The organism is Streptomyces calidiresistens (genome assembly GCF_014141525.1).
Lineage (GTDB): Bacteria > Actinomycetota > Actinomycetes > Streptomycetales > Streptomycetaceae > Streptomyces > Streptomyces calidiresistens.
The window spans coordinates 1-10,748 of sequence record NZ_VKHS01000100.1 but is presented as its reverse complement, the minus strand read 5'-3'; the positions used below and the strand labels follow the sequence as shown (position 1 = coordinate 10,748).

At 71.1% G+C, this 10,748-nt stretch carries 10 protein-coding genes; 4 read left to right on the top strand and 6 right to left on the bottom strand.

The genetic code is table 11. From position 1 onward, the window contains the following. Nucleotides 1-55 precede the first annotated feature (55 nt). Nucleotides 56-739 carry an endonuclease NucS gene (nucS, locus tag FOE67_RS06935; protein ID WP_182661547.1) on the top strand — a complete coding sequence of 228 codons (684 nt, stop codon included), beginning with the start codon at nucleotides 56-58 and terminating at the stop codon, nucleotides 737-739. A gap of 164 nt (nucleotides 740-903) precedes the next feature. On the opposite strand, the gene FOE67_RS06930 is transcribed toward nucS, so the two are convergent. The 4 genes from FOE67_RS06930 to FOE67_RS06915 form a co-directional block, all read right to left on the bottom strand. Beyond that, entirely contained in the window at nucleotides 904-2,346 is a 1,443-nt protein-coding gene (locus FOE67_RS06930) for a hypothetical protein (RefSeq protein ID WP_182661545.1), read from the bottom strand. Further along, the gene (locus tag FOE67_RS06925) at nucleotides 2,343-3,137 is read right to left on the bottom strand and encodes an alpha/beta fold hydrolase (RefSeq protein WP_182661543.1); all 795 of its coding nucleotides are present in this window, start codon (nucleotides 3,135-3,137) and stop codon (nucleotides 2,343-2,345) included. The genes FOE67_RS06930 and FOE67_RS06925 overlap by 4 nt, the downstream gene beginning before the upstream one ends. Beyond that, a complete protein-coding gene (locus tag FOE67_RS06920; protein ID WP_182661541.1) occupies nucleotides 3,134-4,207 on the bottom strand; it encodes an SDR family oxidoreductase in 1,074 nt (357 codons plus the stop codon). The genes FOE67_RS06925 and FOE67_RS06920 overlap by 4 nt, the downstream gene beginning before the upstream one ends. A 169-nt stretch (nucleotides 4,208-4,376) precedes the next feature. Then, entirely contained in the window at nucleotides 4,377-4,607 is a 231-nt protein-coding gene (locus tag FOE67_RS06915; protein ID WP_182661539.1) for a hypothetical protein, read from the bottom strand. Nucleotides 4,608-4,910: 303 nt separating this feature from the next. Here FOE67_RS06915 and FOE67_RS06910 point away from each other — a divergent pair, with 303 nt between their 5' ends. The 3 genes from FOE67_RS06910 (at nucleotide 4,911) to FOE67_RS06900 (ending at nucleotide 7,625) form a co-directional block, all read left to right on the top strand. Beyond that, the gene (locus FOE67_RS06910; RefSeq protein ID WP_182661537.1) at nucleotides 4,911-5,591 is read left to right on the top strand and encodes a hypothetical protein; all 681 of its coding nucleotides are present in this window, start codon (nucleotides 4,911-4,913) and stop codon (nucleotides 5,589-5,591) included. Between the two features lie 134 nt (nucleotides 5,592-5,725). Then, nucleotides 5,726-6,610, top strand: a complete 885-nt coding sequence (locus FOE67_RS06905) for a hypothetical protein (protein ID WP_182661535.1) — start codon at nucleotides 5,726-5,728, stop codon at nucleotides 6,608-6,610. 337 nt (nucleotides 6,611-6,947) lie between these two features. After that, nucleotides 6,948-7,625, top strand: coding sequence for a hypothetical protein (locus FOE67_RS06900; RefSeq protein ID WP_182661533.1), 678 nt, complete (start codon nucleotides 6,948-6,950; stop codon nucleotides 7,623-7,625). A gap of 873 nt (nucleotides 7,626-8,498) precedes the next feature. On the opposite strand, the gene FOE67_RS06895 is transcribed toward FOE67_RS06900, so the two are convergent. After that, nucleotides 8,499-9,182, bottom strand: a complete 684-nt coding sequence (locus tag FOE67_RS06895; protein WP_182661531.1) for a class I SAM-dependent methyltransferase — start codon at nucleotides 9,180-9,182, stop codon at nucleotides 8,499-8,501. A 36-nt stretch (nucleotides 9,183-9,218) separates the two neighbouring features. Then, entirely contained in the window at nucleotides 9,219-10,664 is a 1,446-nt protein-coding gene (locus FOE67_RS06890; RefSeq protein WP_182661529.1) for an alpha,alpha-trehalose-phosphate synthase (UDP-forming), read from the bottom strand. Nucleotides 10,665-10,748 lie beyond the last annotated feature (84 nt).

Here is a 10,748-nt window from a genome sequence, read left to right as displayed (position 1 = left end):
GCCCCCTCCCCGGCGACTTCGCCCCGGCGGCCCCGGAGCGGTAGCGTGGCCGACCATGCGCCTCGTGATCGCCCGCTGCTCCGTCGACTACGCCGGCCGGCTGACCGCCCATCTACCCCTCGCACCCCGGCTGATCCTGGTCAAGGCGGACGGATCCGTCTCGATCCACGCCGACGACCGCGCCTACAAGCCGCTCAACTGGATGTCGCCGCCGTGCACCCTGAGCATCGACGAGGGCACCGGGGAGAACGGTGACGAACAGGTGTGGACGGTGATCAACAAGAGCGGCGAGAAACTACTGATCACCATGGCCGAGGTGCTGCACGACTCCTCCCACGAACTGGGCGTGGACCCCGGGCTGATCAAGGACGGCGTCGAGGCCCACCTGCAGGAACTCCTGGCCGACCGGATGGAGACCCTGGGCGAGGGCTGGACCCTGGTGCGCCGCGAGTACCCCACCGCCATCGGACCGGTGGACATCCTGGGGCGGGACGCCGAGGGCGCGACGGTCGCCGTGGAGATCAAGCGACGGGGCGAGATCGACGGCGTGGAACAACTCACCCGCTACCTGGAACTGCTCAACCGCGACCCCCTGCTGGCCCCGGTCCGGGGCGTCTTCGCCGCGCAGGAGATCAAGCCCCAGGCCCGGGTGCTCGCCTCCGACCGGGGCATCCGCTGCGTGGTCCTCGACTACGACGCGCTGCGCGGCATCGAGGACGACAAGCTCCGCCTCTTCTGATCCCGCAGGCGGTCGGGGACCGGCGGATTCGCCCGCCCGCCCGGATCGGCGCCCCGGCCCGTGCGGGGCCGGGGCGCCGGGTGCCCCGGGCGGGTGTCGGATCCCGGGGTACCTCTGCGCCGCCCCCGGCCGGTCACCGCACCGGCCCGGGGCGGACCTCCGGATCAGGACCAGCCGACGCCGTACCGGCCGCCGCCGTGCTCGGCGAGGAAGGTGTCGATCGCGTCCACCGGCAGGGGGGTCGGCAGGGGATGCCGCCCCTCGATGCCCTCGAAGGCGGGCTGGAAGCGCATGGTGCTGCCCGGGTCCACCGGATACGCCTCCTCGTCCACGCCGATGACCTCGGCCTTCCGCCGGGCGTACCGCTCGATGGTCTCCCGCCACTCCTCCGGCGGCACCAGGCCGGGGGACTTCAGCCCCTGGGAGAAGACGTTGAGACGGATCTCGTCGTACGGGTCCGGCTCCGAACCGTCCCCCGTGCCGCGGTCACCGCCCTCCAGACCCTCCAGGTAGTCGATGAGCGCCTCCTGCGCCGGGCGCATGTTGAAGCGCAGCCAGAAGGGCACCGCCCCCACCTTCAGCACCCACAGCGGGTCCCACTGCACGTAGGACTCCACCAGCAACCGGTTCCCCTCCATGCCCCGCTCCCGGTACCAGGAGCGGTAGAAGTCGGCGACGAAGGCGCTGGGCACCTGCGGGTCCTCGAAGGTCAGCCGGCGCACGGGGTGACCGGAGCGTTCGGCGACCCGCCGGACCCCCTCGGCCATCGAGGGGTGGAAGCCCCACTCGGCCTCCGGGCGCCGGGCGTCCGTCTCCGGCGGTTCCCACCCGTCCCGGTCCGACTTCGCGGTGTGCAGGAACTCGGTGATCCGCTCCCCGGTGTCGTGGTACTCCTCCTCCGGTATGCCCCCGAGGCAACCGAACTGGAAGTAGGCGCGGTCCCCGATCTCCCGGGTGCGCCAGTCCCGGGTGCACTCCACCTGGATGATCGGGGCCCCCGGCGCGAGGCGTTCCTCGATGAACCGCTCGTAGGCCTCGCCGAGTTCCAGCCGCTTGAGCCGCAGGTAGGCCATCTTCTCCAGCATGGCGCGATCCTGGCCGGGATCGTGCATGTGGTAGACCGCGATCCCCGGGTTGTTCGCCGCCACCCGGCGGGCGAGGGGGGCGATGGCGTCCAGCGCGGCGCGCGGGTCGTCCGGGTGGGTGGCGGTGTCCCGTACCGAGACCAGTTGGGTCTGCGGCAGGAACGGCGCGCCCAGCGCGGCGGCCAGGTGCACCACGGCCCCGCTGGTCGAACCGATCACCAGCGCCGGATAGGGCCCGGGCCCGTACTGCTGGACCACCCACTCGTCGAGGTCCTCGATCCGGACGTCCCGCACCCGGTCCAGGGGTATCGCCTGCTGGTAGCCCATGCCGGCGAAGATGCGGCGGCGCACGGGACGCGGAAGGCGGGCCAGGCCGTTGGCCAGGCGTGGTGAGCCGGGCCCCATGGACATGCCGCGGTGGCTCTCCCCGTGCAGGAAACTTCCCAGGGCCCGGACGGTGTTGGCGGAGGAGTCGAAATCGGTCTGGAAACGGGCTCCCTTGGCCCGGGACATGAGTTTCACCGGTCGGTCCTTTCCTCGGGTGCCCGTGCGGACACGCTCTCGGAACGCCGTGTCAGCAGTTCCCGGGTGATCCGTGCCATCTCCACGGGCGATGAGTGGTTCAGGGTGTGAGGTGCGCCGGGCACCTCGGTCAGCCGGCCGTCCGGCAGCAGGTCCGCGACCTCCCGAACCCAGGGGTGCGGCGTGATCGGGTCACGCGATCCGCGCACCACCACCGTCGGGGTGGTGAGCAGGCCCAGCTTCCGCTCCACCGGGTCGTGCAGGAGGTGCCTGAAGGTGCGCAGGTTGCGCCGCGGGCCGGAGCGCAGGAACCCGTAGAGCACCACGGGCAGGTGCGAGGGGGGTTCCCGCACCGCGTTGAGGACCACCCGTGGCAGGTGGTGCCGCACGGTGCGGGCGCCCGCGTCGATGGTGGGGCCGTTGAGGAGCACCGGTCCCACCAGCTCCGGCGAGTGCACGGCGAGGTCCACGGCCACCTGGCACCCGGCCGAGTTGGTGACCAGGACGGCCCCGCCCCGATCGGTGGCCCGCAACCAGGCGGCCAGGGCCCGCGAGAGCCCCCGCACGTCCAGTGCGCGACGGGGGCCCCGGGTGCGACCGAAGCCCGGCAGGTCGAGGGCGACCGTGCGGGCGTGCGGGGCGAGCGCCCGGGCGAACCGCACCCAGTGCAGGTGTGAGGCGCTGATGCCGTGCAGGCAGACCACCTCGGGTCCGCCGGGTGGGCCGAGCCGGGCGGCGTGGAAGCGGTAGCCGGCCGCCGGGGTGAACTCGTGGTCGTCCCATCCCCTCATCCGGATCGCCGCTTTTTGACCACCCGGGCCACCTTCCACGCGCCCACCGCCACAGGGAGGACGTGGCGTGCGCGACGGTTCCCCCGTCCCCCGCCGACCAGCGGCATCCGGCGTCCGACCCCGGCCACCAGACCGACCAGGGCGACAGCCGTCAGGGTGCGTCGGACGTTGGTCCGCCGCCGGCCGTGCCACCCGCCGGGCACGGACCCGCTGTCGGGCGACGGCTCGTAGAGGTTGCCCGTGTTGGCGGGAGCCGGTTCCTTGCGGGAGAGGTGCTTGCGGTCGAACATGATCCCCATCGTGTTCTCGACCGTGCCCGGAGCCATCTTCGACTCCATGACCATCTGCCGGCCCATCGGCCCGACGACGGTCTCGCGGCGCGGCATCCGCACCATGTTCACGATCGCCCGCGCCACCCGCTCCGGCGGGTAGACCGGCGGCATGGCCAGCACCTTGCGGCCGGAGTAGTTGGCCGCCTCGTCGAAGAAGGGGGTGTCGATGGTGGCCGGCAGCACGGAGCACACGTGCACCCCGCGCACGCCCTCGATCTTCAGCTCCTGCCGCAGGCTGGAGGTCAGCCCCCGGATGGCGAACTTCGACATCGTGTAGGCCTGGTTGTAGGGCTGGCTGACGACGCCCACGACGGACGAGACGTTGACCAGCACGCCGTGACCCTGTTCGCGCATGATCGGCAGCGCGGCCCGGGCTCCGTACACGTAGCCCATGACGTTGACGTCCATCACCCGCCGGATGTCCTCCAGCGGGACCTCCTGGAAGGGTCCGATGGCGGTCACGGCGGCGTTGTTCACCCACACGTCGATCCGGCCGAACCGCTCCACGGCGCGCTGCGCCAGGGCGTCCACGGCCTCGGGATCGGTGACGTCGGTGGGCACGACGAGGGTTTGCGCCCCGTCGTGCTTCTCGCACTCGCGGGCGGCTTCCTCCAGGGCCTCCTCCCGGCGGGCCGCCAGCACCACGGCCGCGCCCTTGCGGGCGAAGCACAGGGCGGTGGCCCGCCCGATGCCGCTGGACGCTCCGGTGACCACCACCACGGAATCACGTACGCGCATGTCACGCCTCCTTGCTCGGGTACCCGGGGTGTCACGAACCACGGAGGGCTCGTAACACCCCGGGTACCCGCCTGGCGGGCCCCAAATCGCGTAGATGATCTCTTTTATTGATATTGGAAGGCTATTGTCGCTTTTGCTCGCCCCGACCCGGGGGATGACGGCCGGCCCCTCAGCGGGGCGGGCGCCCCTGACGACGGGCCCGGTGACGCTTCAGGGCCCGCCAGGCGGCCAGCGCGGCGGGGAGCATCCGGAGCAGACCGCCGATGCGCGCCTCCGCCGTCGTCGTGAGGACCACGATCGGAAGCGCCACCGCCAGCCCCGGGGCGGAGGGCGTACCGTCCCCGCCGCTCCGCTCCGGGGCGGTCTGCGGTGTCGAGACGGCACTGTTGTGCACGGTCATCCTCGGCCTCCTCGGATCGTGTGACGGGGTCTCTCCCCCACCGGCGCATGCCCACGGCGAATGCCCCCAATCCACCCGAAGCGGTGACCGACCATGGCCGCTCCCGATGATCGGGCGTCGACCGGGGGCGCCCGGCGGGTCCCGGCCAGAACCGCCTGTCGGTGTGTCCGCGTCCCGTCATACAGTGACGTGCCGGGGGGCTCGATCCTCCCGCGCCCACGCGCCGACATCCCGGATCACGGGCCACCGCCCACCGGGGGCGTCGCGTGTCGATCCGTCGGACCGTCCCGGGGAGTTCTTGTCATGAAGCGTCGTCTTGCCGGTTCCGCCGTCGCGGGGTTGGTGGCCGCGAGCCTGTTGGTGACCGCCTGTTCCTCCGACGCCGACGGGGGCGACGACGGGGCCGCCGCGCCGATCGAGGGCGCCGACGGCGCCGGGGAGGCGAGCGGGGAGCCGGAGCCGGAGGAGCCGACCGGGGACCCGACGCCGGAGGACGACGGCATCGACCGCCCCGAGATCCGCGTCGCCGACGACCTGGAGTTGATCTTCGAGGAGCCCGGGACCGACGACCCGGTGGAGCGGGCCATCATCCTCGACAGCCAGCGTCAGTTCGAGGCCGTCTTCGCCCAGATGACCACCCAGGACGTCGAGAACTCGGCAGTCGGCTTCTACACCGCGGGAAACGCTTTGCTGGAAGACGGCGAGGCGCTCGCGGAAATCATGGCCGAGAACGGGTCCTCCGCCGGAGTCATGCGATTCTACAATTACGAGGTGAAAAATCTCGAGGAGAACTCCGCCGTGGTCGAGTACTGCCGAGACTTCTCCGAGGTTTACGACACCGATTTCGAGACGGGGGAAGTGGTGGAGGAAGCAGATCCGACCGCGACCCCCACTCACTATGTCACTCGCGTGGAGATCAACGGGATCGGCGTGTGGCAGACCCATGAAAAGTTCGCCGAAGCGGGGGATGTGAAGTGTTCCTGAGGAAAGTTCTCCCCGTACTCACCCTCTGCCTGACTTTTCTACTCTTTTCTTCCGCCGGGACCGCTTTCGCCGATCGCTGGAACTCGAAACGCCCACCCGCCTCCTCCGACGGGAAAGGGCGAATCGATGCCGGCGTGAGCCTCACGCCGAAGATCACGTTCTCGCCGCCGGCGTCGGGGACGGAGGGGGCGTTGACGTCCTCGGTGTGGTCGCCGCCGGCGTGTTACTACGCGCCGGTGCACACCCCGGCGGAGGCGGAGGCGTACTGGACGGCCGTGCACAACCGGATCATCCAGGCCCCCTTCCCGCAGGAGGACAAGGACTCCGCGCGCGACGGCCACGAGGCGCGGTTCGGGGAGGACGGGGAGTTCCCCGACTTCCACCGCGACCGGGAGGGCGAGGGCATGTTCTGGATGCGGGTGATGAACGAGGACTACCCGGCCGCCGACCGTTTCGCGTGCGAGTGGCGGTTGTTCTGGGTGGACTTCTCCGATCCGCCGCCGGCCGATGCCCTGACGGTCTCGGGGGAGACCCTGGCGGCGTTGGCCTGGGAGCAGACCCGGGTGCCGGACACCGAGCTGTCGTTGAACCCCGAGGCCGAGCAGACGGTGAACCTGGCCACCTGGGTGTGGCTGGACGGCGAGCAGTTCGCTCCGGTGTCGGTGCGCGCCTCCCTGGACGGCTACGGGATCTGGGCGCGGACCACCGCCCGGCCGGTGGCGATGCGACTGGACGCGGGCACCGATGATGCGGTGCTGCACCCGGCCAACGGCCGGTGCGAGGTGCGCGGCTCCGCCGTCGGCGAGCCGTACGCCCGGGGCCGCTCGGGGGAGGACCCGCCGTGCGGGGTGACGTATCTGCGCTCCACCCACCGGGTGGGCTCCTACCGGCTCGCCGCGACGGTGACGTGGGAGGTCACCTGGGAGGACCACACCGGCGCCGGCGGCACCCTGCCCGACGGAATCGTGGACGGCGGCACCGACGTCACCGTCCAGGAGGTCCAGGCCATCGTCCGCTGAACCGACCCAACGGACGGAACGGCCTTGGTGCCGTCCTGCTCGTGGCGGGACAAACGGGCCCTGGCCGATTCCCCGTCGTCCTCGCCCACTCGCACCGACGACACCGCTCGCAAGAGGCCCGTGACCCTGCGCCGTTAATCGTTTCCCGGTGGATGGCGGGTTCGTCGTGTCTTGCGGCAACGACCCGGTGGCTTCCGCCCCGGTCGGTGTGTCCGCGTCCCGTCATACAGTGACGTGCCGGGGGGATCGCTCTCCCCGCGTGCGCGCGCCGACGCCCCGGGCCCGGCTCATGGGTGTCGCGGCTCGTCCTGTCACGCCGTCTCGGGGAGTTCTTGTCATGAAGCGTCGTCTTGCCGGTTCCGCCGTCGCGGGGTTGGTGGCCGCGAGCCTGTTGGTGACCGCCTGTTCCTCCGACGCCGACGGGGGCGACGACGGGGCCGCCGCGCCGATCGAGGGCGCCGGCGGCGCGGGAGAGACGGGCGAGGACCCGACCCCGGAGGAACCGGCCGGGGACCCCACCCCGGAGGACGACGGCATCGACCGCCCCGAGATCCGCGTCGCCGACGACCTGGAGATGGTCTTCGAGGAGCCGGAGACCGACGACCCGGTCGAGCGGGCCATCATTCTCGACAGCCAGCGCCAACTCGAAGCCGTCTATGAAGTAGTCACCAACCATGAGCCCGAGAACGAATCCATCTCTTTCTATACCCAGGGTAATGCGCTCTTGCGAGAGATGGGCCTGATCGACATCTTCCTGGAAGAGAGGAGCGCCTCAGCCGGGCGAATGTTCTATTTTGACTGGGGAGTGGAAATCCTTGATCGGGAGTCTGCATTGGTGACCTTCTGCAGGGATTACAGCGAGATCTACACCAAGGATTTCGCCACTGGTGAAGTGATCGAAGAAGCAGATGGTGAAGCCTTGCCCACCCGGTACGTCAATCGAGTCGAGTTGGGCGACAACGGAGTTTGGCAAACCCATGAGAAGGAGGCCGAGGTGGACTCTCCGCGATGCTGACTCGGGGTAAAATTTTCGTTCCTTTCGCTTGTGGAGCGACACTTCTTTTTGTCGCTTCCCCGGTTGCTCACGCCGACCGTGAATGCCAGGCAGAGAAACCCCCCTCCAGTCGCTGAATCCGAGAGTGAGGGGAATATCGGGGCGGGGTGTCGACTCGCCCGAAGATCACGTTCTCGCCGCCGGCTTCGGAGTCGGAGGTCGACGGCTGTTTGTCGTCCCCCGACGCGGTGAAGTCCGAGGCGGATACAGGACGCCGGGCCCTGTGAAAAAGGTGGCCGAGACGGCGCTTCCGGGCACCTCCGTCCCGTCGCTGTCCCGGGTACGACCGCGATGCGAGGGGGGAATGGTGGCGCGCGGAGGGACGCGGGGACGGTGACTTTCACGGATCTGCTGCGGCATCCGGGGCGTCTCATGGAGCAGTTCACCGGGAGCGATCGAACTCGCGCCGAGGCGGATCTCGTGGCGTTGAACGCGGGAGAGGCTCGTGAGGTCTCCGCGTTCGTCCGTGACGGTCGTCGTTTCCGGCAGGGGGCGTTGATCCTGGACCCCGCCGCATCCTCGCCGGTGGTGTGGCGGCCGTTTCGAGTGTTCGGTGGATCCGTCGAAGGCGTCGCCCCGGTGCCCCCGTTTCACGTTCACGGGGTGGATCCGGTCACCGGCCCGGGAAGTATGAAGGTCGGCGGGGGAAGATTCCGCCTGCTGTCCCTGCAAGCCGCTGATCGCCCCCGTGAGCTCGCCGTCCCCACCGTGGATGTCGCCCTGGTCCGTGCCGCGCTGGGTGGGAACGGGATCGGAGGGTGGCCGGGGAGCCCCCGTTCAGAGGCACCCGCCCGGGGGCGTGGCGAGGGGACGAGCCGGCCGGCCCGGGGCCGATCAGTGATCGGTGGGGGCGCGGTACAGCAGGAGGTGGCGCCACAGGAGGAGTCGCCGGAGGGTGAAGCCGGGCAGCGGGTCGGCCGCCTCCCGACGGATCTCCTCCAACGTCATCCGGGGCTCGACCACCGGCGCGGAGACGGTTTCCGCCGCCGTTCCCCTCCTTCCAGTCCTTCTCGTCCTTCTCGTCCTTCCCGCCTGATCGAGCGCCCCGCCCCGTTGTGAGGGGAGCACGGCACGGCCGGCCAGGGCGAGGCGGGCCCCGGCGTTGACCGGCACGGCGGCCAGGGACCACATCCAATCCCCGACCGAGGCGTCCCGGTGGCAGCCCAGCACGGCGAGGACGCCGCGCGGTGCCAGGGCGTCACGCAGCATGCCGAGCGTCGCGAACGGCATGTGGTGCAGGCTCGCCAGGCACGAGATGAAGTCGTACCCCTCGCCCGGGGGGCCGGCCGCGACGAGGTCGCGGTGGTGGAACCGCAGGCCGGGGTGCTCCCCTCGCGCGCGGGCGGCCCGGATGACGGTCGCCGAACGGTCCACGGCGTCCACGACGATCCCCCGCTCCGCGAGGCGCCGGGCGAAGCGGCCGGTGCCGCAGCCGACGTCGAGGGCGGTGCGGCACCCGACCGGCACCTGCCGCAGGAGCAGGCGGTGGTACCGGTCGTTGTGATCGAAGCCGGTCACGGGTTTCCGCCTCCGCCCCGGGCCCCGGCCCGGATGTCAGCGCTCGTCGAGGGCGTGGAGCTGGGCGAGGAACCAGGCGCTGGGCGGCAGGGCGGTCGCGGCGGCGGCCAGCCGCTTGGTGCGGTCGGCCCGCTCCTCCGGGGTCATGGACAGGGCGCGGTGCAGGGCGTCGGCGGTGCCGGCGAGGTCGTAGGGGTTGACCACCAGGGCGTCCTCGCCGAGGTCGGCGAAGGCGCCGGCCTCGCGGGAGAGAACGAGCGCGCAGCCTTCGTCGGAGACGACCGGCACCTCCTTGGCGACCAGGTTCATGCCGTCGCGGATGGGGTTGACCAGGGCGACGTCCGCCATTCGGTAGGCGGCCAGGGAGCGCGCGAAGTCGTCCTTGACGTGCAGTACCACCGGGGTCCAGCCGTCGCGGCCGAACTCGGCGTTGATGCCGTCGGCGACCCGGGAGACCTCCTCGGTGTAGTCACGGTAGATCGCCAGGTCCTGGCGGGAGGGGTAGGCGAAGGCGACGTGCACGACCCGCTCGTGCCATTCGGGGTGGTCGTGCAGCAGGCGCCGGTAGGCGTGCAGGCCGCGCACGATGTTCTTGGACAGTTCGGTGCGGTCCACCCGCACGATGGTGCGGCGGTCGCCGACCTGCTTGCGGAGGGCGGCCAGGTGCTCGTCCACGTCGGGGCGGTGGGAGCGCTCGCGCAGGAAGTCGCCGTCGGCGCCGAGTCCGTGGACGCCGACGCGGGTGGTCTCGCCGTCCACGGTGAGGTGCAGTTCGTGACCCCGGTCGACGACCTCGGCGTCGAGCAGGTCGCGGCAGCAGTCGGCGAACGCCTTGGCCCACCGCCAGGTGAGGAAGGCGGCGCGGTCGCCGCCGAGGATGCCGCGCAGGACGGCCCGGGCGGTGTCGTCGGGCAGCATCCGGTAGCACTCGGCCGGTGCCCACGGGGTGTGCGAGAAGTGGCCGATGCGCAGGTCGGGGCGGCGCTCGCGGAGCATGCCGGGGACGAGCGAGAGGTGGTAGTCCTGCACCAGCACGCGGGCGCCGTGTTCGGCCTCGGCGGCGAGGGCGTCGGCGAACGCGGCGTTGTACCGCTCGTAGCCGGCCCACTGCTCCTCGAAGCGGTGGTCGAAGAGGGGCTCGATCGGCGACCGGTAGAGCAGGTGGTGCACGAACCACAGGACGGAGTTGGCGATGCCGTTGTAGGCGGCGTCGAAGGTCTCGGCGGGGATGTCGAGCATCCGCACGGCGCGGCCGTCGGTGTCGGCGGGGTCCAGGAGGCCGCCGTCGGCGCGGCGGACGGCTTCGCGGTCGCCGTCGTTCAGTGCCGCGCACACCCAGGTCCCGGCGTTGTCGCCGAGGGCGCCGAGGCCGGAGACGAGGCCGCCTCCGCCGCGTTTGGCGACGAGTGTGCCGTCCTCGGCGGGCGTGAAACCGACCGGACCGCGATTGGACGCGACCAGGACCTGATCAGAGGTGGCCATGGCCGGAGGATAGCCGGCAAAGGGGGCGGTCAAACGTGTGTCCGGTCACGCACCCGGGGCGGAAGGGGCACGAGGGGCGCGGGG